We start from the raw sequence: 26,392 nt of genomic DNA, 5'->3' as shown, positions 1-26,392 counted from the left end.
CATATCGGGCGCAACAGCCCCTCCAAGCGATGCAGCGAAACGCGTGCGCGCATCTTCCAAGGGGACTCACAATGACGAAACTGCGCAGCGCGCTGGCTGCTTCTGTGTCCGGCCTGTTTTTCATGGCGCTGAGCGCGCCCGCTTTCGCGGCGCCTGCGGCCCCCGTGGCCGGAGATGCGGCCCCGGCCGAATCGCCTGATGCCAGCGGCCTCACCGAAATCACCGTCACTGCGCAAAAACGCCCCGAAAATCTTCAGTCGACGCCGATCTCCATCTCGGTGATGCGCAGCGACGACCTGACCAATCGTCATGTCACTTCGCTGGTGGACCTTGGCGACGGCGCAATCCCCTCGCTGAAGATCGCGCCCTTCTATTCGCGCAATTCGGCGCTGATCGTCAATATTCGCGGCATCGGCGTCCTGTCCGACGGCAACCAGCCCGCGCGTGACCAGGGCGTCGGCGTCTATGTCGACGGCGTCTATCTCGGCCGCGCCCAGGGCCTTGGCACCGCGCTGTTCGACATCGAGAATATCGAAGTGTTGAAGGGGCCGCAGGGGACATTGTTCGGCCGCAATACCGAAGGCGGCGCGGTCAACATCGTGACCAAGAAGCCGTCGGGCGAATTTCATGTGAACGGCACTGCCGGCATGGGCAATTTCGGCAGTCACAAGGGCGAGGTCCATATCGACCTGCCGGCGTTCAACGACATCGCGATCAAGCTCGACGCGGTGGTCGCCCATCGCGATCCGCTCGTGAAGAACCCGCTGTCGGGCGCGGACGGCTTCAACCAATATGACAAGCGCGGCTTCCATGCCGAAGCGCTGTGGAAACCATCGGACAGTTTCAGCGCCGATTACAGCTTCGACATTTCGAAGGATGAATCGACTTCGCTCTACCTCAACCTCGTCGGGCCGGGCACCAACAGGCAGGCAGCGGTCGGCACGATCCAGCCGAACCGCGTGCGCACCGCCAATGTCGGCGTGCCGCAGCAGCCGAGCGTCGGCCATGTTCAGGGCCATCGCCTCACGCTCGAATATGATTTGTCGCCCGCACTGACGCTGAAGTCGATCAGCGCCTATCGCAAGCTGCGCCAGAGCCAGTTCGACAATGGGTCGGCCGCCACATCCATGTCCAACGCGAGCGGTGTATTCACGGGTGTCGGCTTCGCCCGCTACAGCCTCGCCCAGTTCAAACAGAACCAGTGGAGCCAGGAGTTCGAGGCGATCGGCGATATCGGCCGCGTGAAGTTCGTGGCCGGCGCGCTCTATTATCGCGAACATGTCGCCGACAATGCCCAGGCCTATAACACCAACAGCTTCACCAACGCGGCCGGATCGACCTATTTGGTAGCCCTGCTCGACCCCGCGACGCAGCGGATCGACCGCGCCAGCCACGTCACGACGAAAAGCGTCGGCGCGTTCGGACAGGCGACCTGGACCCCCGACCTGCTCGGCGACGCTGTTCACCTGACCGGTGGCCTGCGCTGGACCAAGGACAGCAAGCATGGCGACCTGACGATCGTCAACGGGCTGCCCCCGATCAATCGCAACGGCATTTCAGGCGAAATCCCGCTCGACGCGAGCTGGTCGCGGGTCGATCCGATGGTCAACCTCGCCATCGACGTGACGAAAGACATCCATGTCTATGGCAAATGGAGCACCGGCTATAAATCGGGCGGCGCGAACTCGCGCTCGCAAAATTACGATCCGTTCAATCCTGAGTCCGTCTCGATCTTCGAAATCGGCGCCAAGACCGAGTTTTTCGATCACCACGCCCGCTTCAACATCGCAGCCTATGCCGGCGATTATAAGAATATCCAGGTCGACTTCAGCCGGCCCTACGAGACCGGCGGCGTGCGCCAGACCCGCACGACCACCTCGACCATCAACGCGCCCGGCAAGGGCGGGCTGCATGGCGTCGAGGCGGAGCTGACGGTCAATCCGCTGGAGGGACTGACGCTGTCGGCCTCCTATTCCTACCAATATGTCCGCATTCCCGCGACATCGAACCCCTATCCGAACGCATTGGGGATCATCAATCCGGTCGCGGTGCCGATCTACCAGACCTATACGCCCAAATATTCGGCCAGCGGCGCGATCGATTATGAATTGCCCTTCAACGGCTTCACAGTCCGGGCGCATATCGACGGCAATTATGATGGCGGCTTCTATTCCAACGCCACCGACCCGGTCTATGTCGGGCCGGGCAACGCCGCCAACATCTATCAGCCCAAGGGCGAGAAATCCTTCATCGTCAACAGCCGCATCGCGCTTGGCGATATCGAACTCAATGGCTCGGGCGCGACATTGAGCGTCGCCTTCTGGACGCGTAACCTGTTCAACGAGCAGCATCTTTTCTACAAGGCGCTCAGCCCGCAATCGGGCCTCAACGGCTTCTTCAACGAACCCCGCACCGTCGGCGGCGAGGTGAACCTGCGCTTCTGAATCGCATAGTCGACAGACAGAATAGGGTCGTCCGGCATGTCGGGCGGCCCTTTTTTCTGGGAACGTCAAGCTGACTGAAGGCTTTCAACCCCCATCAGCAACCGTTCATCGCAGCCGTTACAAATAGCGGCATCGCCAAGAGGAGAGCCAACCCATGAAATCCACCTTCGCCCTGATGACGCTGGCCGCCGCCGCCATCCCCGCCGTCGCAATGGCGCAGACCAGCGTCACCATCGCCGAGACCGCGCCGGTCGTGACCCTGAACATCACCGAAAGCGTGGAGGCCACCCCCGACATCGCGACCGTCGGCACCGGCGTGCAGACCCGTGCGCCCACCGCGGCGCAGGCGATGAAGGACAATGCCGCCAAGATGGACCGCCTCATCGCCGCGCTGGCAAAGAGCGGCATCGCGAAGAAGGACATCCAGACCAGCGGCATCAACCTGTCGGCCCAATATGATTATAGCAATCGCGACGGTCAGCCTGAAGGCCCGCGCTTCCTTGGCTATGAGGCGTCTAATCAGGTCACGGTGAAACTGCGCGACGTGCGCCGGGTCGGCGCGCTGCTCGATTCGATGGTCGCGGCCGGTGCCACCAATATCAACGGCCCCAGCTTCTCGATCGACGATCCCGCCCCGATGATCGCGCAGGCGCGCGGTGAAGCGCTGAAGAGTGCGAAGGCGCAGGCGGATTTCTATGCGCAGGCGGCGGGCTATCGCTCCGCCCGGCTGCTCTCGATCGCCGAAAGCAACAGCGGCGGCGGCTCGCCCGCCCCGATGATGGTCAGCGCCCGTTTCAAGGCCGATGCCGCGCCGCCGACCCCGGTCGAACCCGGCCAGGTCGCCTCGTCGGTCAACCTGACCGTGCAATACGCCCTGGAGAAGTAAGGCGGATTCTCTCCCCGCCTGCACGGAGACGACGAGGGGGAGATCATTCACCACCTGTTCAATGCCTCCCACCTATGCCATGCCGATGATGATGCTGCGTAATAAACTGATCGCCGGCCTGGGTGCTGTGGCCGTGCTCGCCCTGCTCTCGCCCCTCGCCGACGCCAACGGCCGGCGCGACGAGCAGGATGCCGCGCGCCGCGCCATGCTAGACGGTCAGGTCATGCCCTTCGCCATGATCAAGCGGCGCGTCGACGGTCAGATGGGTGATGCGACCTATGTCGGCAGCGAGTTCAACCCCTCGTCCAACCGCTATCGCCTGAAATATGTGAAGGATGGCAAGGTCGTGTGGGTTGATGCGGACGGCCGGACAGGCGATATCATGGGCATGGCGCGCTGATCGCGTCGACATGCAACAAAGAAACGGAACCCTATGCGCCTGCTGATCGTCGAGGATGAACCCAGCCTGGGCCAGCAGCTCAGGACCACGCTCGAAGGAGCGGGCTATGCCGTCGATCTCGCCAATGACGGCGAGGATGGCCATTTCCTTGGCTCCACCGAAAATTACGATGCGGTGGTGCTCGACCTCGGGCTCCCCACCATCGACGGCCTCACGGTGCTGGACCGCTGGCGCAAGGAAGGCCGCGCCTTCCCCGTGCTGGTGCTGACCGCGCGCGACAGCTGGTCGGACAAGGTGGCCGGGCTGGATGCGGGCGCGGACGATTATCTCGCCAAGCCATTCCAGAGCGAGGAGCTGATCGCCCGGCTGCGCGCGCTCATCCGCCGCGCTTCCGGCAACGCATCGAGCGAACTGATCGCCGGCGACGTCCGCCTAGACACCCGCTCGGGCAAGGTGACGCTCAAGGGCGAGCCGGTGAAGCTGACCGCGCAGGAATATAAATTGCTGTCCTATTTGCTCCACCACAAGGGCAAGGTCGTCAGCCGCACCGAATTGATCGAACATATTTACGATCAGGATTTCGACCGCGATTCCAATACGATAGAAGTATTCGTTACACGCATCCGCAAAAAGCTGGGCGCCGACGTCATCACCACCATCCGTGGCCTTGGCTACAGCCTGGACGAGCCGGGGCGCTAAGCATTTTCACCGTTCCTGCTGAGTAGGGTCTGAGCGAAGTCGAAGACCCGTATCGAAGCATCAGGCACGGACCCTTCGATACGCCACTTCGACTTCGCTCAGTGGCTACTCAGGGCGAACGGCCAGTTTGTGACCAATATTACGTCCCAACCCACGGTCCATTCCACCGGATCGCTTAGCCGCCGCATGATCGGCATTGCGGCGCTATGGATCACGCTGCTTCTGGTGGGCGGCGGTGTCGCGCTCGATCGCGTCCTGGCCGACGCCATCACCCGCAATTTCGACGACGGCATGAATTATGTGCTGACCGCCATGATCTCCTCGGCGGAAATCGGACCGGACGGCGAAGTATTGTTCAACCGCCCGCTCGCCGACCAGCGCTTTCTTGAACCCAATAGCGGCCTTTATTATCAGATCAGCGCCAAGGGGCATGAGGACTGGCGCTCCCGCTCGCTGTGGGATCGGGCGCTCGCCTTCAACCCCAATCACGCCGACCGCACGGACCATATCTATAACAGCAAGCAGTTTCCGGGCGAGGATCTGCGCATCATGGAGCGCACGATACTCCTGCCCGGGTCGAAAACGCCGTGGCTATTCATGGTCGGGCAGGCGCGCGCGGGCCTCGATGCCCAGATCAAGACGCTGCGCACGACCTTGTTCAACAGTTTCGCCATGCTCGCGATCGGCCTGATGGTGCTGGCGACGCTCCAGACCATATACGGCCTTCGCCCCCTGCGCCGCGTCCGGCAAGAGATCGTGCGGATGCGCGCCGGTGAAAAAAGCCGGGTGACCGAGCCGATGCCCGCCGAAGTGCTGCCCATGGTCGAGGAACTGAACGCCCTGCTCGCCCATAATGAGCGGCAGGCGGAAGAGGCGCGGACCCATGCCGGCAATCTCGCCCATGCGCTCAAGACCCCGCTGACCGTCATCATGAACGCGGCGACCGCGCAGGCCGACGACCTTGGCGAAACCGTGATCCGCGAAGCGACGACGATGCGCCGGCAGGTCGATCATCACCTCGCCCGTGCCCGCGCCGTCGGCCGGCGCGGCGCGGCGCAGAGCCGGGCGGAGGTCTGGACCAGTCTTCAGGCGGTCGAGCGCGCCGTCGACCGCCTCTACCCCTATGTCCGCGTCGACATGGATGGCGACAAGAGCGCGGCCGTCCGCGTCGAGCGCCAGGATCTCGACGAAATGCTCGGCAATCTGCTGGAGAATGCGGCGAAATATGGCGGCGGCAGCGTATTCGCGACGGTCGAGCGCGCGGGCGACATGGTGGACATATTGGTAGAGGATGACGGAACGGGCATCCCCCCCGCCGACCGCATCCGGATATTCGACCGGGGCGTAAGGCTGGACTCGGGCAAGCCTGGCACCGGCCTTGGCCTCGCCATCGTGCGCGACGTGGCCGAAATCTACGGCGGCACCGTCGTGCTGGAAGAAAGCGAAGATCTGGGCGGAGCGCTTGTCAGGTTGCGGCTGCCGGCAGCGTGAACTTCAGGGGCGTTGCGGTTTTTGTCAAAATGGGTCCCCGCCCGCGCGCGGATGACGGGATTTGCGCCGAAATAGGAAATCCATGCGCCGACATCTTTACCTGATCGCCGGATGCCTGTCGCTCGCGCTCGGCGCGGCCGGCATCCTGTTGCCCCTGCTCCCGACAGTCCCTTTCATGATCCTCGCCGCGTTCTGCTTCGCCCGCTCCAGCCCCCGACTGGAGGCCAAGCTGCTCGATCACCGCCAGTTCGGCCCTCACATCCGCCGCTGGCGCGAGCGTGGCGCGATCAGCCGGCGCGGCAAGAAAGCGGCGCTGGCCGCCTTCGCGTTCAGCATCGTAATGGCATTGATTTTTTCCCCATTCCCTTGGTTTCTCGCGCCGATCGCAGCCGCATTGGTCGGTGGCAGCTGGATATGGACCCGGCCGGAGGGATGAAAATCGGGGAGACGGACGGTGGCGGCGGGCCTTGTCAGCCGATCCCCTGCACCGGCGCGCGACCGACCGCGAGCCAGTCGGCGACCTTGCGTGCGATCGCGGCGAAGGTTGCGGCATGCGCGCCTCCGCCCGCGGCCGGCGGATCGCCCGCGTCGGAGGCGCGGCGAATGTCGATCGCGAGCGGAATTCGGCCCAGGAACGCCATGCCCATCTCCGCCGCCGCTGCTTCCGCTCCGCCCTGTCCGAAGGGATCGGAGATTTCGCCGCAATGGGGGCAGGCATAGCCAGCCATATTCTCGACCAGCCCGACGAGCGGCACCTGCGCCTGACTGAACAGGCTGACCGCGCGGGTGGCGTCGATCAGGGCGAGGTCCTGCGGAGTCGACACGATCAGCGCCCCGGCGGGCTTGTGCTTCTGGATCATCGACAGCTGGATGTCGCCGGTGCCGGGCGGCATGTCGACGATGAGAATTTCGGTCTCGCCCCAGTCGGCGTCGATCAGCTGGCTCAAGGCATTGCCCGCCATCGGCCCGCGCCACGCCAGCGCCTTACCCGGATCGACCAGATGCGCCATCGACAGCATCGGCACGCCGAACGGACTGTCGACCGGGAACAGGCGCTTGTCGCGCGCCTGCGGTTTCTGGTCCTCGCTCGCCATCAGCCGCGCCTGCGAGGGGCCGTAAATATCGGCATCGACAAGTCCGACCTTGTGACCGAGGCGCTGGAGCGCGACGGCGAGATTGGCAGACAGGGTGGATTTGCCCACCCCGCCCTTGCCCGATGCGACGGCGATGATCTTCAGCGGCTTTCGCTCGGCCGTGAAGGCGATGCGGACGTCGGTGACGCCGGGCACGCCTAGCGCGCCCTCCCGGATCGCGGCGGCCACCGCGTCGCGGCGATCGGGCGACAGGCCGCTGACATCGAGCGCGAGCGTCATGATCCCGTCTTTCACCTTCGGCTTGCTGGCGCGGCCATCGGTCAGTGTCGTCAGGCGGGCGGCGAAGGTGTCGATATCGGTCATGGCGGCGCTCTAGAGTGTTTTGACGCCGAGTAAAAACCCTCTATTCCCCGTTCAACAGATTTTGCCGCCGGTGCCGGCGAACGCGCGGCGGAAATGCATTTGGGCAATTATCCGTGCGATGGCACTGTTTTTCATGCGCCGGTCTACCTATACAGACCAAATGAAGAGAATTTTCGGGTGGATGCCGGGCATCACAAGTGGTTGGGCAAACGCCATGGTCCAGGGTCCCTGGGGCGGCAAGAGTGACGGGCCGGGCGACGGCGGCCCCGGCAAGGGCGGCGAGGCCGGTCGTGACGGCGGTCCGCGCAATCCGTGGACCCAACCCGGCCGCGCAGCGGGCCAGAAGGGTGCGTCGGCGATCGAGGAACTGGTGCGTCGCAGCCGGGAAAGCTTTGGCGGTGGCGGCGGCTTTGGCGGCCTGCCCCAGCGGCCCGACGGCCGGGCGCTTTGGCCGATCGGCGCCGTCATATTGGTGATCTTGTGGCTGGCGCTGACCTGTTTCCATCGCGTGGGGCCGCAGGAACGCGGCGTCGTGACCATGCTCGGCAGCTACAGCCGCACGCTTTCGCCGGGCATCAGCCTGACCCTGCCCGCCCCGTTCGAGTCCGTCAAAACGGTGGATGTCGAGGAAATCCGCACCATCGATGTCGGCTCGGCGAGCGCGGAAAGCGAGAATCTGGTGCTGACCGGCGACCAGAATATCATCGACCTGGCCTATTCGGTGCGGTGGAACATCCGTAGCCCCGAACTCTATCTGTTCCAGCTCGCCGATCCCGACGCATCGATCCGCGAAGTGGCCGAAAGCGCGATGCGATCGGTGGTCGCCAGCGTCAGCCTGGACGACGCATTGGGTGCGGGCCGCACCGAGATCGAGCAGCAGGTCGAACAGCGGATGCAGGCGATCCTCGACGGCTACAAGTCTGGCATCCGCGTGCAGGGCGTCGCGATCAAGCAGGCCGATCCGCCGACCGCCGTCAACGATGCGTTCAAGGCCGTGTCGGCCGCGCAGCAGACGGCGCAAACCTATCTCAACGAAGCGCGCGCCGCCGCGCAGCAGGTGACGGCCAAGGCGCAGGGCGAGGCGGCCGCGTTCGACAAGGTCTATGAGCAATATAAGCTTTCACCCGAGGTCACCCGGCGCCGGATGTATTACGAGACCATGGAGGGCGTATTGTCCAACGTCGACAAGACGATCGTCGAAAGCGGCGGCGTGACGTCCTATCTGCCGTTGCAGGAAATGAAGCGCCGCGCGCAACCGCAAGCCGGCGCGGCGACACCCGCCAGCGGTGGGGAGGTCCAGCAATGACCGGCCTCGTGCGTCATCCCATAGCGCTCGCGCTGATCGCCATCGCCCTGCTGATCCTGGTCGGCAGCACCGTCGCGGTAGTCCCCGAAACCCGGCAAGGCGTCGTCGTGCGCTTTGGCGATCCCAAGAAGATCATCAACCGTTACCGCCCGAACGAGGATTTCGGCAAGACAGGCGCGGGCGTCATCCTGCGCTGGCCGTTCATCGATCAGGTCGTGTGGATCGACAAGCGGGTGCTGTCGGTGGAAATGGAGCGCCAGCAGGTGCTCTCGACCGACCAGCTACGTTTGCAGGTCGATGCATTCGCCCGATATCGGATCGTCGATCCGCTGCGCATGTATATCGCAGCGGGCAGCGAAGAGCGGGTGTCCGACGCGCTGCGTCCGATCCTGGGTTCGGCATTGCGCAACGAGCTTGGCAAGCGGCCGTTCGCGGCGCTGCTCAGCCCCGAGCGCGGTCAGGTGATGCAGAATATCGAGGCGGGGCTGGACCGCGTCGCTCGGCAATATGGCGCGGAAATCGTCGACGTGCGGATCAAGCGGGCCGACCTGCCCGACGGTACGCCGCTGGAAAGCGCCTTCACCCGCATGCGCACGGCGCGCGAACAGGAAGCGCTCACCATCAGGGCGCAGGGCGCGAAGCAGGCGCAGATCATCCGGGCCGAGGCGGATGCGAACGCCGCGCGCATCTATTCGGACAGCTATGGCAAGGACCCGCAATTTTATGATTTCTATCGTGCGATGCAGTCCTATCGCTACACCTTCGCGCCTGACCGCACGGGCCAGACGAACATGATCCTGTCGAAGGACAATGAATTTCTGCGCCAGTTCCAGGGTAAATAGCGGCGTGTGAATTCATTACGGAACCAGCGTCATTCAAAATGGGTTAAGGCAAGGCGGCGCATCCCGAACATTCCAGAGTCCCGCTTTTTCCGCTCCCGAAGATTCATGAGAGGACCCTCACGAGTGCGTTACGCTTATGCCATTACCGGCGCCCTGCTGCTCGGCGGCACCGCCATCGCCGTAACCTCCAGTTCCAATGTCGGTGCCCAGACCGCGCAGAATGAAGGCATTCAGGCGGCCGCGCCCATGGGCGCGCCGGCCAGCCTCGCGGACATGGTGGAAAAACTCCAGCCGGCCGTCGTCAATATTTCGACCAAGCAGCGCGTGACGGTGCAGAACCCCTTCGCCGGGACGCCCTTTGGCGACATGTTCGGCCAGCAGGGCGGCGGCAAGCCGCAGACGCGGCAAGCGCAATCGCTGGGATCAGGCTTCATCATTTCGGCGGACGGCTATATCGTCACCAACAATCATGTCGTGTCGGCGGGTGCGGAAGGCGCGAGCGTCGACAGCATCACGGTGACGCTCACCAATCGGGAGGAGTATCCCGCCAAGCTGATCGGCCGCGATCCGGCGACCGACCTCGCCGTGCTGAAAATCCAGTCGAGCAAGCCCCTGCCCTTCGTCAAGTTCGGCGACAGCACCCGCGCGCGCGTCGGCGACTGGGTGGTCGCGATCGGCAACCCTTATGCGCTTTCGGGCACGGTGACGGCCGGCATCATCTCGGCGGTGCATCGCGCGACCGGCGGGACGTACGACAAGTTCATCCAGACCGATGCGTCGATCAATCAGGGCAATAGTGGCGGCCCGATGTTCGACATGCGCGGCAATGTGATCGGCATCAACAGCCAGATTCTGTCGCCTTCGGGCGGCAATGTCGGCATCGGCTTCGCGATTCCCGCGGAGCAGGCGGTGCCGGTGATCGACACGCTGCGCAAGGGCGAGAAGGTCAAGCGCGGTTATCTGGGCATCCAGATCAGCCCGCTTGGCGACGATCTGGCCGATTCGCTCGGGCTCGCCAAGAATCGCGGCGAATTCGTGCAGGGCGTGGAGCCGGGCAAGGGCGCGGACAAGGCGGGGATCAAGCCCGGCGACGTCATCGTCAGCGTCAGCGGCAAGGAAGTGACGCCGGACGAAAATCTGTCGTCCATCGTCGCCAGCCAGCCGATCGGATCGCGCGTGCCGATCATCCTCATCCGGGGTGGCCAGCGCCAGACGGTCACCGCGATCGTCGGCGAGCGTCCGTCCGAGGATGAGCTGACCAGCTTCGCGCCCGCGCAGGATGATGATTTCAACCAGCAGCAGGACGATCCGTCGAAGGGCGGGCAGGCGACGCAGCAATCGGTCGGCATCTCGGCCATCCCGTTGACGCCCGCCATCATCCGCCAGCTCGGCATCGCGGCGGATACGCGCGGCGTCGTCATCACGGCAGTGGACTCCTCGACCGATGCGGGCGCCAAGGGCCTGCGTCGCGGCGACGTGATCATCAGCGCGAACAACCGGCCGGTGGCGAGCCAGGCGGATCTGGACGCGGCGGTCAAGGCAGTGGCGGCGCAGGGGCGCAACGCTATCCTGCTCCAGGTCCTGCGTCGCGGCCAGCCGACGACCTTCCTGCCGGTGCGATTGCGCGACAAATAAACGCCGGCGGTTGATAATCATAACGGGCCGCGCTTGCCGGACCGCCCGGCCTTACTTTACTGGTAGGTGGGCGCCGGTCGACGCGGCCCGAACTTTATGGGGAGCAAGCCAGTGAGCGACGGCATTTTCATCGGTCTTGGCAGCCCCGACAAAGATGGCGGCGTCCCGCAATATCTGAACCTCAGGCGCGCCAATCGCCATGGCCTGATCGCGGGCGCGACCGGCACGGGCAAGACGGTCACTCTCCAAGGCATTGCCGAAAGCTTTTCCGCGCTGGGCGTGCCGGTGTTCCTTGCCGATGTGAAAGGCGATCTGGCGGGCGCGGCCATGGCCGGATCGCCAACCGCGAAAAATGCCGACAAGCTGGTCGCCCGCGCCAGGGAAATCGGCCTCGACAATTACAGCTATGCCGACAATCCCGCGATTTTCTGGGACCTGTATGGCGAGCAGGGTCACCCGATCCGCACGACGGTGAGCGAGATGGGGCCGCTGTTGCTGGCGCGGCTGATGGGCCTGAACGAGACGCAGGAAGGTGTGCTGACCATCGCCTTCAAATATGCCGATGAGGAAGGGCTGCTGCTGCTCGACCTCGGCGATCTTCAGGCGATGCTCGCTTATTGCGCGGAAAATGCCGATGCGCTGTCCGCCCGCTATGGCAATGTGACCAAGGCCAGCGTCGGCGCGATCCAGCGTCAGTTGCTACAGCTCGATGCGCAGGGAGCGGCGCATTTCTTTGGCGAGCCCGCGCTCGACATCCATGATTTCCTGAAGGTGGATGAAAAGGGTCGCGGCTATCTGAACATCCTTGCCGCCGACAAGCTGATGCAGAGCCCCAAGCTCTACGCGACTTTCCTGCTGTGGCTGCTGTCCGAACTGTTCCAGACGCTGCCCGAAGTCGGCGACCCGGAAAAGCCGGTTCTGGTTTTCTTCTTCGACGAAGCCCATCTGCTGTTCGACGATGTGCCCCCTGCGTTGCAGGACAAGGTCGAGCAGGTCGTCCGCCTGATCCGGTCAAAGGGCGTGGGCGTCTATTTCGTGACGCAGAACCCGATCGACATTCCACAGGAAATCGCGGGGCAGCTCGGCAATCGCGTCCAGCATGCGCTACGCGCTTTCACCCCGCGCGATCAGAAGGCGATAAAGGCCGCTGCCGACACGTTCCGCATCAATCCCGATCTCGACGTGGAAACGGCCATCACCGAACTCAAGACCGGCGAGGCGCTGGTCTCGCTGCTGGCAGAAGATGGATCGCCCGGCATCGTCCAGCGCACGCTGATCGCCCCGCCCCGGTCACGCCTCGGCCCGCTCGATGCGAAGGAGCGCGCGATCATCCAGTCGATCTCGCCCTGCGCCGGCAAATATGATGAGGCGGTCGACCGGGAATCCGCCGAAGAAATCCTGGCCGCAAGGGGTAATGCCGCCGCTGCCGCAGCGCAGGCCGCCAAGGCCAAGGACGAAGCCGACAAGGCGGTCGCTCAGCAGGCCAGGGTCGAAGCGAAAGCGCAGGAAGCCGCGCTCAAGGAGAAGGCCCGCGCCGATGCTGTCGCGGCTCGCGAGGCGACGAAACCCGGCGCGCTCGACCGGGCAATCCAGTCGGCGACGCGCGCGGCAGGGTCTTCGGTAGGGCGTCAGGTCGCGAACGAACTGGGTCGCGCGGTGTTCGGCGGGTCCAGCCGCAAATCGACATCCGGCGGCATTGCCGGGAAACTGGTGCGCGGCATATTGGGCAGCCTGTTCAAATAAGCCGAACCTGCAGGGCGGTGAGCAGGATCATCGGTCGAATGCGCGAACATCGTCGCGATGACGGCTAAGTCCCATTTCGACCTCGCCGATCAGCAAGGTGGCGTCGGCGACGGTAAAGCCGCTTTGAACGTCGACGACAGCATCCATACCGAGGCGACCGATAAATTGCTGAAGCCGTTCCAGCGCGGCGATCACATCTTCGGGCATGGTGCGCATCCTTGGGTTTTGAGGCATGCACCATGCCCCACCCGGTCCATTTGTAAAGGCGCGATAATCAGCCAAGCCTCGACTTTCAGGGACAGGCAGGGCAGAATGAGCCGACAGGGAGGACATTGATCATGTCGCACCGTTTAACCACTGCCTGCGCCCTGATGCTGGCGCTCGTCACCAGTCCCGCCATCGCGCAGGGCAATTACAGCAATCGCGAACTGCGCCGCGCCGCGGACGCCGCCATCCTGAGCGATCTCGCTCGCGAGCGGCAGGCGGAACGCGAAGACCGACGCCAGCCCTATGCCTCCCCCGGTTATGGCTCGATCAGAAGCGCGACCGGCGCTCGCCGCGCCTGTGCCAGCGAAGCGCTGGCCGAAGCCGGGCGCGGTGCGAAAATCGTCGGGACGCCACGCGCCAGCACCATGGCGACCGGCTGGGAGGTCGAGGGCGGCGTCGATCCGGGCGACGGCCATGGCGCGATCGCCTTCGTCTGCTCGGTGCGCAACGGATCGGTCAGCGGGATCAAGTTGCAACCCTGAATATTTGGCCGCCGGTGGTTGGGGCATCGACAGCCATGGATGGTCAAGCGACGGTGAAGCCAGCCGACCCGGTAAGGCTGCCGTAATTGTCTACCATCGCGGTTGCCTGATTGCGGCGGCTGGCGCTAAGGCGGATTCATGACCGTTCTTCCGCCTGCTTCGCATCCCCTCTCCTACGGCAATTTCCGGGCCTATCTCGTCGGACGGCTTGCGGCCGTTCTGGCGCAATATAGCATGATGATCGTGCTCGGGTGGCAGGCCTATAACGTCGCACGTGAAACGATGGACACGTCCGGCGCGGCAGCGCAGTTGGGCCTGATCGGCCTCGCCCAGTTCCTGCCGCTGTTTTTCCTTACCCCGGTGACCGGCTGGGTCGCGGACCATTATGACCGGCGCAAGATCACGCGCATCACGCTTTGCCTGCTGATCGTCGCTGCCGCCATCCTCGCCCTCGCCACCTATGAAGGCTGGGTCAGCCTGCCGCTGATCTTCGGCATCGCCGCCGTCGTCGGCATTGCCCGTGCCTTTAACGGCCCGGCCTATAGCGCACTTGCGCCCAATCTGGTGCCGCGCGAGGCACTGCCCAACGCCATCGCCATATCGAGCGTCGCGTGGCAGGCGGGGTCGATCATCGGGCCGGCGCTCGGCGGCTATGCCTATGCCGCGACGCCGTGGGGTGCCTATGCGCTCGCCTCGGCGCTGTTTGCGACTGCGCTGATCGCCATGATCTTTATCGGGCCGGTGCCCCAGCCGCCGCGCGACACGACCCGCCATCCGGTGCGCCAGATGATCGACGGCCTGACCTATGTGCGCTCCAACCGGCTGGTGCTGGCGACGATCACGCTTGATCTGTTCGCGGTGCTGCTGGCGGGAGCGACCGCTTTGCTGCCGGTCTATGCGCGCGATATCCTGCATGTCGGTTCCACGGGCCTGGGCCATCTCGCGGCCGCACCCGGCGTCGGCGCGGGGCTGACGGCGCTATGGTTTTCCTTTCGACCGATGAAAAAGGATGTCGGCGTCAAGATGCTGGGCGCGGTGATCCTGTTCGGGCTGGCGACGATCGCCTTCGGTCTGACCGCTTTCGTCCCCCACAGCATCGCCATCGAGATCGGCATCGGCGCGCTTGTCATATTGGGCGGCGCTGACATGATATCGGTGTACGTCCGCCAGTCGCTGATCCAGTTGCATACGCCCGATGCGATGCGGGGCCGCGTGTCCAGCCTGTCGCAACTGACCATTTCCGCCTCGAACGAACTGGGCGAGGCCGAGTCGGGCTTTCTCGCCGCGCTCGTCGGCCCGGTCGCGGCGGTGATCGGCGGCGGCATCGGCGCGATCGTCATCACCCTCGTCTGGGCGCGCCTCTTTCCCGAATTGCGTCTTGCGCGCACCTTCGATCCGCCCGAAACGGGGGCAAGCAATTTCAGCCAGGAGAGAGTTCATGAAAGCTGACTCGATATTGGAAACCATCGGCAACACGCCGCACATCCGCATTCAGCGGCTGTTTGCGGACGCGCCGGCCGGCACCGAAGTGTGGATCAAGTCGGAACGCGCCAATCCCGGCGGGTCGATCAAGGACCGGATCGCGCTCGCGATGATCGAGGCGGCTGAGGCTTCGGGCGACTTGAAGCCCGGCGGCACCATCATCGAACCGACATCGGGCAATACCGGCGTCGGCCTCGCCATGGTCGCGGCGGTCAAGGGCTATAAGCTGGTGCTCGTCATGCCAGAGAGCATGTCGCTCGAACGGCGGCGGCTGATGCTCGCCTATGGCGCGTCGTTCGACCTCACCCCGCGCGAGAAGGGGATGAAGGGTGCGATCGAGCGCGCGCTGGAACTGGTCGCGAAAACGCCGGGCAGCTGGATGCCGCAGCAGTTCGAAAATGCCGCCAATATCGACGTGCACGTCCGCACGACCGCACAGGAAATCGCGGCGGATTTCGCCGATGCGCCGATCGACGCGCTCATCACCGGCGTCGGCACGGGCGGACATATTACCGGCGTAGCGCAGGTGCTCAAACCACTCTGGCCGAACCTCAAAGTCTATGCGGTCGAACCGACGCTGTCGCACGTCATCAGCGGCGGCCAGCCCGGCCCGCATCCGATCCAGGGCATCGGCGCGGGCTTCATTCCCGCCAATCTCCATACCCAGTTGCTGGACGGCGTGATCCAGGTCGATCCGGCGGACGCCAAGGATTTTGCGCGGCGCGCCGCCAGCGAGGAAGGCATGTTGGTCGGCATTTCATCGGGCGCCACGCTCGCGGCGATTCATCAGAAGCTGAAGGAACTGCCGGCGGGCAGCCGGGTTCTGGGCTTCAACTATGATACGGGTGAACGTTATCTGTCTGTGCCCGATTTCCTGCCGGAATAGATCGGACCACGAGTTGTCGGGCCGACAATGAGCGGAGATTCCTCCAAAACGCAGCCGCATCCCGCGATGTGGCTGCTTTGGCTAGCGCTGTTCGTCGGCTTGCCCGCTTTGGTGGCTTCGTGGGAGAGCGGCGCGGCGGGGCATGCGGAAATCGCCTTTCCGCCCGTCGCGGCGGCACTCGCCCGTCGCCCGTCGACACCCCCACCCGCAGTCGAGCCGGTGCGCGTCTATGCGCTCGAAACGGATCAGGCTCGCGCTCTCAATGCCGCCATCCCCTTTTTGAAAGGCCCTGCCCCGGCTGCGCGTCCCTTCCGTTTTTCCGGATCGGAAACCGACCTTGCGCGGGCAACCGACTGTCTAGCCGCCGCGCAGATCTATGAAGCGGGCGATGACGCCGTGGGGGAGAAAGCGGTGGCGCAGGTGGTGCTGAACCGCGTACGCCACCCCGCTTTTCCCGGCACGGTGTGCGGTGTCGTGTTCCAGGGGCAGGAACGCGCGACCGGGTGCCAGTTTACCTTCAGCTGCGACGGCGCGCTTGCCCGCACCCCGTCCGCCGCCGCGTGGGACCGCGCGCGAGCGATCGCCGGTGCGGCCCTTCGCGGGCAGGTCTATCGTCCGGTCGGTTACGCCACCCATTATCATACTGACTGGGTCGTGCCCTATTGGAGCAAAAGCCTCGACAAGGTGGCGGCGGTCGGCACGCATCTGTTTTTCCGCTGGCGCGGCTGGTGGGGGACGCCGCCCGCTTTTCGCAAATCGGGCGCGGGCGGCGAGCCGCTGATCGGCCGGATCGCGCGGCTGTCGGCTGCGCATGTTGGCGCGCCGGACGTTCCTTCCGCCGTCTCGCCGCTGCCGACTGGCGAAGCGGGCGACATCGCGGCGCTGCCGCAGCAGATGATCGGCGCTGACGCCTTGGGCAAGACCGTAGGCGGCGTACGGCTGATCGCGATCGTGCCGGGCACGCGCGCCTTTCTGGTGGAACTTGGCAGGGGGACCGCGCCGGACAAATGGCCCGCCATGGCGTTGACCTTTTGTGCGGGGCGGCCCGAATGCCGGATCATGGCCTGGCGCGCGGGCGCTGCGCCTGCCGGACTGCCACTGTCCGACGCCAAGCTGGAGGCGATGGCCTTCGCCTATATCCACAATGTCGGCAGCGGGCTGCAACGGGCCTTGTGGAATTGCGCCCAGTCGCCGCGCGCCAATCATAGCGAATGCATGCGCCAGCGCCTGCCCACCACCGTCCCGGCGAAGGCCACAGCGCCTGAACTCAAGGGGGTCAGGCGCAAGGAGCGGTTCGAAACGGTGACAATCGGACCCGTTGCGCCACCTGTCGAGAAGCCGAGCCCCAGAGATAAATAGTATCGCGCTCTTCCCAAAGCGTGGGCAATATCCTATATCGCTTTCATAAATCCGGTCTGAAGATCGCTTCGTGCGGTTGACGGACCGTCTCCGGCTCGCCCGGGGACCGGAGCCGATTAGCGGCGGTTTCCGGCAGTATTGGGCGGGTACGGCGGGATCAAAAAGCGCTGGCAGTGCGGATCGGACAGTCCCGACCCGCACTTTTTTGCGTGGATGCGGCTGGGCGAATCAGGCCCTGAAGTGACCATGCCGGGCTGAATTTCGCTGCAATGCGAAAAAAACGCGACGAACAAAGGCAGGATACGCATGGCGACCAAAGCTCCCCTTACCATCAGCAACACCGGCGCCAAAAAGCGCATTCGCAAGGTGTTCGGCGACATCCACGAAGTGGTGCAGATGCCGAACCTGATCGAGGTTCAGAGGGAGAGCTACGAACAGTTTCTGCGGTCCGACCCGTCGATCAATTATGTTTCGGGCCTGGAAAAAACGTTGCGCAGCGTGTTCCCGATCCGCGATTTCGCCGGCACCGCCGAAATGGACTTTGTCCATTATGTGCTGGAAGATCCCAAATATGACACCGAGGAATGCCGTCAGCGCGGCATCACCTATGCCGCGCCGATGCGGGTGACGCTGCGCCTTATCGTGTTCGAAGTCGATCAGGACACCGAAACCCGTTCGGTCCTCGATATCAAGGAACAGGACGTCTATATGGGCGACATGCCCCTGATGACGGGCAACGGCACCTTCATCATCAACGGCACCGAGCGCGTCATCGTCAGCCAGATGCACCGCAGCCCGGGCGTCCTGTTCGACCATGATCGCGGCAAGACCCATTCGTCGGGCAAATATCTGTTCGCCGCGCGTGTTATCCCGTATCGCGGGTCGTGGCTCGATTTCGAATTCGACGCCAAAGACATCGTCAATGTCCGCATCGATCGCAAGCGCAAGCTGCCGGTCACGGCGCTTCTCTATGCGCTGGGCCTGACCGCCGAAGACATTCTTGGCCACTTCTACAACAAGGTGGTCTATGTCCGCGGCGAAGGCGGCTGGCAGATCCCCTATCTTGCCGAAGCCTGGCGCGGCCTGAAGCCCGCCTTCGACATCGTCGACGCCAAGTCGGGCGAAGTGATTTTCCCCGCCGGCACCAAGATTTCGCCGCGCGCCGCCAACAAGGCGGAAAAGGACGGGCTTGAAAAGCTGCTGATCCCGACCGAGGAAATCTACGGCCGCTACAGTGCGTTCGACCTGATCAACGAGTCGACAGGTGAAATCTACATCGAGGCGGGCGACGAAGTTTCGCCTGAAAATCTCGAGAAGCTCGACAAGGCCGGCATCGATCATATCGAGCTGCTCGACATCGACCATGTCGGCACCGGTCCCTGGATCCGCAATACGCTCAAGGCCGACAAGGCCGAGGATCGTGACCAGGCTCTGTCCGATATCTACCGCGTCATGCGCCCCGGCGAGCCGCCAACGAAGGAAACGGCGGAATCGCTGTTCGGCGGCCTGTTCTTCGACCCCGAGCGCTACGACCTGTCGGCGGTCGGCCGCGTCAAGCTCAACATGCGCCTTGACCTCGATGCCGAGGACACGGTCACCACGCTGCGCGTCGAGGACATCCTCGCCGTGGTCAAGGAACTGGTGAACCTCAAGGACGGCAAGGGCGAGATCGACGATATCGACAATCTCGGCAACCGCCGCGTGCGATCGGTCGGCGAGCTGCTGGAAAACCAGTATCGGGTCGGGCTGTTGCGTATGGAGCGCGCGGTCAAGGAACGCATGTCGTCGGTCGACGTGTCGACCGTGATGCCCAACGATCTGATTAACGCCAAGCCCGCCGTGGCCGCCGTCCGCGAATTCTTCGGCTCCTCGCAGCTGTCGCAGTTCATGGATCAGACCAACCCGCTCTCGGAAGTCACGCACAAGCGCCGCGTGTCGGCGCTTGGGCCGGGCGGTCTGACCCGCGAGCGCGCGGGCTTTGAAGTCCGCGACGTTCACCCGACCCATTATGGCCGTATCTGCCCGATCGAGACGCCCGAAGGCCCGAACATCGGTCTGATCAACTCGCTGGCCACCTTCAGCCGTGTCAACAAATATGGCTTTATCGAAACACCCTATCGCAAGGTGATCGACGGCAAGGTGACGAACGACGTCGTCTATCTGTCGGCGATGGAAGAAGCCAAGCACACGATCGCGCAGGCGAACGCGGAACTGACGGCCGAAGGCAAGCTGGCCGAGGACCTGATTTCCGCCCGTGAAGCCGGCGAATTCCTGATGGCGCCCAAGGACCACATCACGCTGATGGACGTCAGTCCCAAGCAGCTGGTGTCGGTCGCGGCCTCGCTCATTCCCTTCCTGGAAAACGACGACGCCAACCGCGCGCTGATGGGATCGAACATGCAGCGCCAGGCGGTGCCGCTCGTCCAGGCCGAGGCGCCGTTCGTGGGCACCGGCATGGAAGGCACGGTCGCCCGTGACTCGGGCGCCGCCATCGCCGCCAAGCGTGCAGGCATCATCGATCAGGTCGATGCGACCCGTATCGTCATCCGCGTGACCGGCGACATCGAAGCCGGCCAGTCGGGCGTCGACATCTACACGCTCCAGAAGTTCCAGCGGTCGAACCAGGACACCTGCATCAACCAGCGTCCGCTGGTGAAGGTGGGCGACCTGATCGAGGCCGGCGACGTCATCGCCGACGGCCCGTCGACCGAGTTCGGCGAGCTGGCGCTGGGCCGCAACACGCTGGTCGCGTTCATGCCGTGGAACGGCTACAATTATGAGGATTCCATCCTCATCAGCGAACGCATCGTGAAGGACGACGTCTTCACCTCGATCCATATCGAGGAGTTCGAGGTCATGGCCCGCGATACCAAGCTCGGGCCGGAAGACATCACGCGCGACATTCCCAATGTCGGCGAGGAAGCGCTGCGCAACCTCGACGAGGCGGGCATTGTCTATATCGGCGCCGAAGTGGAGCCGGGTGACATTCTGGCCGGCAAGATCACCCCCAAGGGTGAATCGCCGATGACGCCGGAAGAAAAGCTGCTCCGTGCGATCTTCGGCGAAAAGGCGAGCGACGTGCGCGACACCTCCTTGCGGCTGCCCCCGGGCGTCGCCGGCACGGTCGTCGAGGTCCGGGTGTTCAATCGCCACGGCATCGACAAGGACGAGCGCGCCATGGCGATCGAGCGCGAGGAGATCGACCGGCTCGCGAAGGATCGGGAGGACGAGCGTGGCATTCTGAACCGCGCGACGTTCAACCGCCTGCGCGACATGCTGATCGGCCAGACCTCCACCGCCGCGCCCAAGGGCGTGCGCAAGGGCGGCGAGATCGACGAGGCGCTGCTGAACGAGGTCGAGCGTCACGACTGGTGGAAGTTCGCCGTCGCCGACGACAAGATCCAGAGCGATCTGGAAGCGGTCAAGGGCCAGTATGACGAAGCGGTGAAGTCGATCGTCGACAAGTTCGAGGATCGCGTCGACAAATTGCAGCGCGGCGACGAACTGCCGCCCGGCGTGCTCAAGATGGTCAAGGTGTTCGTCGCGGTGAAGCGCAAGCTGCAACCGGGCGACAAGATGGCTGGCCGTCACGGCAACAAGGGCGTCATCAGCCGGATTCTTCCGGTCGAGGACATGCCGTTCCTGGAAGACGGCACCCATGTCGACATCGTGCTGAACCCGCTGGGCGTGCCGAGCCGCATGAACGTCGGGCAGATCTTCGAAACGCATCTGGGCTGGGCGGCGCGTGGCCTTGGCCAGCAGCTCAAACATGCGCTGGAGGACTGGCGCGAGGCTAACCCCAACCCGCAGCCGGGCGTCATGCCAGACGCTGTCAAGGATCGGCTGCTGACCATCTATGGCGAGCAATATGCCGCACAGATTGAAGGGCGCACCGCCGAACAGATCGTCGATCTGGCCGAACATCTCGAACGCGGCGTGCCGATGGGCACCCCCGTGTTCGACGGTGCGCGCGAAGCCGACGTATCGGCGATGCTGGAACTGGCGGGGCTGCACTCATCGGGTCAGAGCGACCTGTATGACGGCCGTACGGGGGACCGGTTCGACCGCAAGGTGACGGTGGGCATTATCTATATGCTAAAGCTCCATCACCTCGTCGACGACAAGATCCATGCCCGTTCGATCGGCCCCTACTCGCTCGTCACGCAGCAGCCGCTGGGTGGTAAGGCGCAGTTCGGTGGCCAGCGCTTCGGTGAAATGGAGGTCTGGGCCTTGCAGGCCTATGGCGCCGCCTACACCTTGCAGGAAATGCTGACGGTGAAGTCGGACGACGTCGTCGGCCGCACCAAGGTCTATGAGGCGATCGTCAAGGGTGACGACACGTTCGAGGCCGGCATTCCGGAGAGCTTCAACGTGCTCGTCAAGGAAATGCGCTCGCTCGGCCTCAACGTCGAACTCACCTCGATCGACGCCCTTCCCGAGGATGACGGCGGCTTCGCGGCGGCGGCGGAATAAGGGATTTCACGGGCGCTGTCTCGCAACGCAGCGCCCGCCCTTGCCGCACAAGAATTTTGACCTGAAGCCTTGCGCTTAGGAGCTATCAAATGAACGAACTGACCAATTTCGCCAATCCCGTCCAGAAGGCCGAGACCTTCGACCAGATCCAGATCGGCCTTGCCTCGCCAGAGCGCATCCGGTCCTGGTCCTTCGGCGAGATCAAGAAGCCCGAAACCATCAACTATCGCACGTTCAAGCCCGAGCGTGACGGCCTGTTCTGCGCGCGTATCTTTGGCCCGATCAAGGATTATGAATGCCTGTGCGGCAAGTATAAGCGCATGAAATACAAGGGCATCGTCTGCGAGAAGTGCGGTGTCGAAGTCACGGTGAGCAAGGTTCGCCGCGAGCGGATGGGCCATATCGAACTGGCCGCGCCGGTCGCGCATATCTGGTTCCTCAAATCCCTGCCCTCGCGCATCGGCCTGCTTCTCGACATGCAGTTGAAGCAGCTTGAGCGCGTGCTCTATTTCGAATCCTATATCGTCATCGAGCCGGGCCTCACCACGCTCGACAAATATCAGCTGCTCAACGAAGACGAACTGCTCGACGCGCAGGATCAATATGGCGAGGACGCCTTCTCCGCCGGCATCGGCGCCGAAGCAGTCAAGCAGATGCTGATGGACCTCGACCTGGAAGGCGAGAAGCAGATCCTGCTCGACGAGCTGGCCGTCACCAAGTCGGAATTGAAGCCCAAGAAGATCATCAAGCGGCTCAAGGTCGTCGAAAGCTTCCTGGAATCGGGCAATCGCCCCGAATGGATGATCCTGGACGTCGTGCCGGTCATCCCGCCAGAGCTGCGCCCGCTGGTGCCGCTGGACGGCGGTCGTTTCGCGACCTCAGATCTCAACGATCTCTATCGCCGCGTCATCAACCGCAACAACCGGTTGAAGCGCCTGATGGAACTGCGCGCGCCGGACATCATCGTCCGCAACGAAAAGCGCATGTTGCAGGAGGCGGTCGACGCCCTGTTCGACAATGGCCGTCGTGGCCGCGTAATCACCGGCGCGAACAAGCGTCCATTGAAGTCGCTGTCCGACATGCTCAAGGGCAAGCAGGGTCGCTTCCGCCAGAACCTGCTCGGCAAGCGCGTCGATTATTCGGGTCGTTCGGTTATCGTGACCGGGCCAGAGCTGAAACTGCATCAATGCGGCCTGCCCAAGAAGATGGCGCTCGAACTGTTCAAGCCGTTCATCTACGCGCGCCTCGACGCCAAGGGTCTGTCCATGACGCTCAAGCAGGCGAAGAAGTGGGTCGAGAAGGAGCGCAAGGAAGTCTGGGATATCCTGGACGAGGTGATCCGCGAGCATCCCGTGATGCTGAACCGCGCGCCCACGCTTCACCGCCTCGGCATTCAGGCGTTCGAGCCCGTGCTGATCGAGGGCAAGGCGATCCAGCTTCACCCGCTGGTCTGCTCGGCGTTCAACGCCGATTTCGATGGCGATCAGATGGCCGTGCACGTTCCGCTGAGCCTTGAGGCGCAGCTCGAAGCACGCGTGCTGATGATGTCGACCAACAACATCCTGTCGCCCGCCAACGGCAAGCCGATCATCGTACCGTCGCAGGACATGGTGCTCGGCATCTATTATCTGTCGATGGAGCGCGAAGGCGAGCCGGGCGAAGGCATGCTGCTGTCGGACATGCAGGAGGTCCATCAGGCCCTCTTCGCCAAGGCCGTGACGCTGCATTCCAAGATCATCAGCCGCGTTCCCCAGACGGACGAGGCCGGCAAGCAATATATGAAGCGGTACGAGACCACGCCGGGTCGCATGCTGCTGGGCGAATGTCTGCCCCAGTCGCATCGCGTGCCCTTCGATGTCGTCAACCGCCTTCTGACCAAGAAGGAAATCGGCGACGTCATCGATCAGGTCTATCGTCACACGGGTCAGAAGGACACGGTGCTGTTTGCCGATGCGATCATGTCGCTGGGCTTTAAACATGCGTTCCAGGCAGGCATCTCGTTCGGCAAGGACGACATGGTCATCCCGGATTCGAAGGAAGGCACGGTTGCCGAAACCAAGGCGCTGGTGGCCGACTACGAACAGCAATATCAGGACGGCCTGATCACCCAGCAGGAAAAGTACAACAAGGTTATCGACGCCTGGAGCCGTTGCGGCGACGTGGTGGCGAACGCCATGATGGACGAGATCCGCGCCCAGCCCAAGGACCCCAAGACCGGCCGCCTCGCGCCCATCAACTCGATCTACATGATGGCGCACTCCGGTGCGCGTGGTTCGCAGGCGCAGATGAAGCAGCTTGCGGGCATGCGCGGCCTGATGGCCAAGCCTAGCGGAGAGATCATCGAGACGCCGATCATCTCGAACTTCAAGGAAGGGCTGACCGTCCTTGAATACTTCAACTCCACTCACGGCGCGCGCAAGGGTCTGGCCGACACCGCGCTCAAGACGGCGAACTCGGGTTACCTGACCCGCCGTCTGGTCGACGTATCGCAGGATTGCACCATCGTCGAAGAGGATTGCGGCACCGACCGCGCACTGGAGATGAAGGCGATCGTTCAGGGCGGTTCCGTCATCGCCTCGCTGGGCGAGCGCATCCTCGGCCGCACGACCGCGGAGGACATCGTCGACAGCAAGGACAACAGCGTCCTGATCCCGATCGGCACGCTGCTGGACGAACCGATGATCGCATCGATCGAGGCGATCGGCACGCAGGCGGTCAAGATCCGTTCGCCGCTGATCTGCGAGAGCAAGATGGGCGTTTGCGCCAAATGCTACGGGCGTGACCTTGCCCGTGGTACGCCGGTGAATATCGGCGAAGCGGTCGGCGTCATCGCGGCGCAGTCGATCGGCGAGCCGGGCACGCAGCTGACCATGCGGACCTTCCACATCGGTGGCGCGGCACAGCTCAACGAAACGTCGAACCTGGAGGCCGTCGCCGACGGCACCCTGGAGCTGCGCGACATGCCCACGATCACCGACAGCCGGGGCCGTCGCCTCAGCCTCGCCCGCAACGGCGAACTGGCGATCATCGACAATGAAGGGCGCGAGCGCGCCGTTCATCGCCTGCCCTATGGCGCCACGATCCTGTTCGAGAACAACGCCAAGGTGAAGCTGGGCGACCGGATCGCCGAATGGGATCCGTTCACCATGCCGGTGATCACCGAGCGTCCGGGCATCGTCAAATATGTCGACCTGATCGACAGCAAGACGCTGACCGAACAGACCGACGAAGCGACGGGCATTTCGCAGAAGGTCGTCATCGAGCATCGCGGCTCGACCCGGTCGAAGGAGGATCTGCGTCCCCGCCTCACCCTGCTGGACGATGGTTCGGGTGAAGCGGCGCGCTACATGCTCGCCATCGGTGCGATGCTGTCGGTCGAGGATGGCCAGACGGTGCAGGCCGGCGACGTGCTGGCGCGAGTCAGCCGTGAAGCCGCCAAGACCCGCGACATTACGGGCGGTCTGCCGCGCGTGGCGGAGCTGTTCGAAGCGCGCAAGCCCAAGGACAATGCGATCATCGCCAAGGTGTCTGGCCGCGTCCAGTTCCTCAAGGACTATAAGGCAAAGCGCAAGATCGCCATCAATCCCGAGGATGGCGGCGAGCCGGTCGAATATCTGATCCCCAAGAGCAAGGCGATCGACGTTCAGGAAGGCGATTACGTCAAGCGCGGCGACAATCTGATCGGCGGTTCGCCCGATCCGCATGATATTCTCGAAGTGCTCGGAATCGAGCCCCTCGCCGAATATCTGGTCGCCGAAATCCAAGAAGTCTATCGACTGCAGGGCGTGAAGATCAACGACAAGCATATCGAGACGATCGTTCGTCAGATGCTGCAAAAGGTCGAGATCATCGAGTCCGGTGACACCACCTTGCTGGTGGGCGAACAGATCGACCGCGAGGAAATGGACGAGATCAACAGCAAGCTCGCGGCCGGCTTCTCGCCTGCCGCCGGCAAGCCGGTGCTGCTCGGCATCACCAAGGCCTCGCTCCAGACGCGCTCGTTCATCTCGGCGGCGTCCTTCCAGGAAACCACCCGCGTCCTCACCGAGGCGGCGGTTCAGGGGAAGAAGGACACGCTCGTGGGCCTCAAGGAAAACGTCATCGTCGGCCGGCTCATTCCGGCAGGCACCGGGGCCGGCATGAACCGCCTGCGCGTGGCGGCATCCTCGCGCGATGCGGCGATGCGGGCGGCCCTGCGGGCGTCGAGCCAGATCGACCTGATCGCGCCCAAGACCGCTGCCGCCGAACATAAGGCGGAACTGGCGCAAGGGCCGGAAGCGGCGATCGGCGACGATCCGCTGGGCGCTGTCGGCGGGGAAACCCACGGCACCGACGCGGACGCGGGCGATTATCTGCTTAAGAGCGACGAGGGATAAGGATTTGAAAGGCCGGGCGTCGCTCCCTATCTAGGGAGTGGCTCCCATGCCCTTCGATCCGCAGGATCGTCGAGGAAGCCCGCCGCACCATTTTCGGTCCGGCGGGCTTCGCTTTTTCGGCGCAATCTTGTAGCGGTTTTGCGCCAATCCCCCTTGACCGGTAC

18 protein-coding genes are annotated in these 26,392 nt (G+C 63.8%); 16 read left to right on the top strand and 2 right to left on the bottom strand.

The annotated features are described in order from the left end of the window. The first annotated feature begins 71 nt into the window (after positions 1–71). The 6 genes from WG907_RS10255 (at position 72) to WG907_RS10230 (ending at position 6,356) form a co-directional block, all read left to right on the top strand. The gene (locus WG907_RS10255) at positions 72–2,444 is read left to right on the top strand and encodes a TonB-dependent receptor (RefSeq protein WP_340232678.1); all 2,373 of its coding nucleotides are present in this window, start codon (positions 72–74) and stop codon (positions 2,442–2,444) included. 154 nt (positions 2,445–2,598) lie between these two features. Next, positions 2,599–3,330, top strand: a complete 732-nt coding sequence (locus WG907_RS10250) for an SIMPL domain-containing protein (RefSeq protein WP_340232677.1) — start codon at positions 2,599–2,601, stop codon at positions 3,328–3,330. A gap of 61 nt (positions 3,331–3,391) precedes the next feature. Further along, on the top strand, positions 3,392–3,730 hold the full coding sequence (locus WG907_RS10245; protein WP_340232676.1) for a hypothetical protein: 339 nt from the start codon (positions 3,392–3,394) through the stop codon (positions 3,728–3,730). Positions 3,731–3,763: 33 nt separating this feature from the next. Then, positions 3,764–4,429 carry a response regulator transcription factor gene (locus WG907_RS10240; protein ID WP_340232675.1) on the top strand — a complete coding sequence of 222 codons (666 nt, stop codon included), beginning with the start codon at positions 3,764–3,766 and terminating at the stop codon, positions 4,427–4,429. A gap of 186 nt (positions 4,430–4,615) precedes the next feature. Further along, a complete protein-coding gene (locus WG907_RS10235) occupies positions 4,616–5,920 on the top strand; it encodes a sensor histidine kinase (RefSeq protein WP_340233033.1) in 1,305 nt (434 codons plus the stop codon). Between the two features lie 82 nt (positions 5,921–6,002). Then, the gene (locus WG907_RS10230; RefSeq protein WP_340232674.1) at positions 6,003–6,356 is read left to right on the top strand and encodes a YbaN family protein; all 354 of its coding nucleotides are present in this window, start codon (positions 6,003–6,005) and stop codon (positions 6,354–6,356) included. 34 nt (positions 6,357–6,390) lie between these two features. On the opposite strand, the gene WG907_RS10225 is transcribed toward WG907_RS10230, so the two are convergent. Next, positions 6,391–7,377, bottom strand: coding sequence for an Mrp/NBP35 family ATP-binding protein (locus WG907_RS10225; RefSeq protein WP_340232673.1), 987 nt, complete (start codon positions 7,375–7,377; stop codon positions 6,391–6,393). A gap of 160 nt (positions 7,378–7,537) precedes the next feature. Between WG907_RS10225 and hflK the strand changes: the two genes are divergently transcribed. The 4 genes from hflK to WG907_RS10205 all read left to right on the top strand — a co-directional run bounded on the left by hflK (position 7,538) and on the right by WG907_RS10205 (position 12,903). Beyond that, positions 7,538–8,683 (top strand): FtsH protease activity modulator HflK, encoded by a 1,146-nt coding sequence (hflK, locus tag WG907_RS10220; RefSeq protein WP_340232672.1) that lies wholly within the window; start codon positions 7,538–7,540, stop codon positions 8,681–8,683. Beyond that, positions 8,680–9,525 carry a protease modulator HflC gene (gene hflC / locus WG907_RS10215; RefSeq protein WP_340232671.1) on the top strand — a complete coding sequence of 282 codons (846 nt, stop codon included), beginning with the start codon at positions 8,680–8,682 and terminating at the stop codon, positions 9,523–9,525. Before hflK ends, hflC begins: the two co-directional genes overlap by 4 nt. Before the next feature lie 123 nt (positions 9,526–9,648). Beyond that, complete coding sequence (locus tag WG907_RS10210) at positions 9,649–11,160, top strand: Do family serine endopeptidase (RefSeq protein WP_340232670.1); 1,512 nt, start codon at positions 9,649–9,651, stop codon at positions 11,158–11,160. Between the two features lie 111 nt (positions 11,161–11,271). Then, entirely contained in the window at positions 11,272–12,903 is a 1,632-nt protein-coding gene (locus WG907_RS10205) for a helicase HerA-like domain-containing protein (RefSeq protein WP_340232669.1), read from the top strand. A 27-nt stretch (positions 12,904–12,930) separates the two neighbouring features. On the opposite strand, the gene WG907_RS10200 is transcribed toward WG907_RS10205, so the two are convergent. Further along, positions 12,931–13,110 (bottom strand): hypothetical protein, encoded by a 180-nt coding sequence (locus tag WG907_RS10200; RefSeq protein WP_340232668.1) that lies wholly within the window; start codon positions 13,108–13,110, stop codon positions 12,931–12,933. Between the two features lie 131 nt (positions 13,111–13,241). On the opposite strand from WG907_RS10200, the gene WG907_RS10195 reads away from it, so the two are divergent. From WG907_RS10195 to rpoC, 6 genes are all read left to right on the top strand, one after another. Next, the gene (locus WG907_RS10195) at positions 13,242–13,652 is read left to right on the top strand and encodes a hypothetical protein (RefSeq protein ID WP_340232667.1); all 411 of its coding nucleotides are present in this window, start codon (positions 13,242–13,244) and stop codon (positions 13,650–13,652) included. A gap of 138 nt (positions 13,653–13,790) precedes the next feature. Further along, the gene (locus tag WG907_RS10190; RefSeq protein WP_340232666.1) at positions 13,791–15,101 is read left to right on the top strand and encodes an MFS transporter; all 1,311 of its coding nucleotides are present in this window, start codon (positions 13,791–13,793) and stop codon (positions 15,099–15,101) included. Then, positions 15,091–16,020: a cysteine synthase A gene (cysK, locus tag WG907_RS10185; RefSeq protein WP_340232664.1), complete on the top strand. Its 930-nt coding sequence runs from the start codon at positions 15,091–15,093 to the stop codon at positions 16,018–16,020. Before WG907_RS10190 ends, cysK begins: the two co-directional genes overlap by 11 nt. Before the next feature lie 27 nt (positions 16,021–16,047). Beyond that, positions 16,048–17,379 carry a cell wall hydrolase gene (locus tag WG907_RS10180; protein WP_340232663.1) on the top strand — a complete coding sequence of 444 codons (1,332 nt, stop codon included), beginning with the start codon at positions 16,048–16,050 and terminating at the stop codon, positions 17,377–17,379. A gap of 306 nt (positions 17,380–17,685) precedes the next feature. Then, positions 17,686–21,852, top strand: a complete 4,167-nt coding sequence (gene rpoB, locus WG907_RS10175) for a DNA-directed RNA polymerase subunit beta (protein WP_340232662.1) — start codon at positions 17,686–17,688, stop codon at positions 21,850–21,852. 89 nt (positions 21,853–21,941) lie between these two features. Then, a complete protein-coding gene (gene rpoC, locus WG907_RS10170; RefSeq protein WP_340232661.1) occupies positions 21,942–26,228 on the top strand; it encodes a DNA-directed RNA polymerase subunit beta' in 4,287 nt (1,428 codons plus the stop codon). The last annotated feature ends 164 nt before the right edge of the window (positions 26,229–26,392 follow it).

Origin of the sequence: Sphingobium fluminis (assembly GCF_037723805.1) — a bacterium.
GTDB lineage: Bacteria > Pseudomonadota > Alphaproteobacteria > Sphingomonadales > Sphingomonadaceae > Sphingobium.
Note: the sequence above shows the minus strand (reverse complement) of the source record. Positions and strands in the feature narration are given on the sequence as shown.

Bases quoted from the DNA above. Each gene is read 5' to 3' on its own strand.
- WG907_RS10240 (WP_340232675.1), top strand. From the start codon at position 3,764: ATGCGCCTGCTGATCGTCGAGGATGAACCCAGCCTGGGCCAGCAGCTC.
- hflC (WP_340232671.1), top strand. From the start codon at position 8,680: ATGACCGGCCTCGTGCGTCATCCCATAGCGCTCGCGCTGATCGCCATC.
- hflK (WP_340232672.1), top strand. From the start codon at position 7,538: ATGAAGAGAATTTTCGGGTGGATGCCGGGCATCACAAGTGGTTGGGCA.
- WG907_RS10180 (WP_340232663.1), top strand. From the start codon at position 16,048: ATGAGCGGAGATTCCTCCAAAACGCAGCCGCATCCCGCGATGTGGCTG.
- rpoB (WP_340232662.1), top strand. From the start codon at position 17,686: ATGGCGACCAAAGCTCCCCTTACCATCAGCAACACCGGCGCCAAAAAG.
- WG907_RS10195 (WP_340232667.1), top strand. From the start codon at position 13,242: ATGTCGCACCGTTTAACCACTGCCTGCGCCCTGATGCTGGCGCTCGTC.
- WG907_RS10250 (WP_340232677.1), top strand. From the start codon at position 2,599: ATGAAATCCACCTTCGCCCTGATGACGCTGGCCGCCGCCGCCATCCCC.
- rpoC (WP_340232661.1), top strand. From the start codon at position 21,942: ATGAACGAACTGACCAATTTCGCCAATCCCGTCCAGAAGGCCGAGACC.
- WG907_RS10245 (WP_340232676.1), top strand. From the start codon at position 3,392: ATGCCTCCCACCTATGCCATGCCGATGATGATGCTGCGTAATAAACTG.
- WG907_RS10225 (WP_340232673.1), bottom strand. From the start codon at position 7,377: ATGACCGATATCGACACCTTCGCCGCCCGCCTGACGACACTGACCGAT.
- cysK (WP_340232664.1), top strand. From the start codon at position 15,091: ATGAAAGCTGACTCGATATTGGAAACCATCGGCAACACGCCGCACATC.
- WG907_RS10200 (WP_340232668.1), bottom strand. From the start codon at position 13,110: ATGCCCGAAGATGTGATCGCCGCGCTGGAACGGCTTCAGCAATTTATC.
- WG907_RS10235 (WP_340233033.1), top strand. From the start codon at position 4,616: ATGATCGGCATTGCGGCGCTATGGATCACGCTGCTTCTGGTGGGCGGC.
- WG907_RS10230 (WP_340232674.1), top strand. From the start codon at position 6,003: ATGCGCCGACATCTTTACCTGATCGCCGGATGCCTGTCGCTCGCGCTC.
- WG907_RS10190 (WP_340232666.1), top strand. From the start codon at position 13,791: ATGACCGTTCTTCCGCCTGCTTCGCATCCCCTCTCCTACGGCAATTTC.
- WG907_RS10255 (WP_340232678.1), top strand. From the start codon at position 72: ATGACGAAACTGCGCAGCGCGCTGGCTGCTTCTGTGTCCGGCCTGTTT.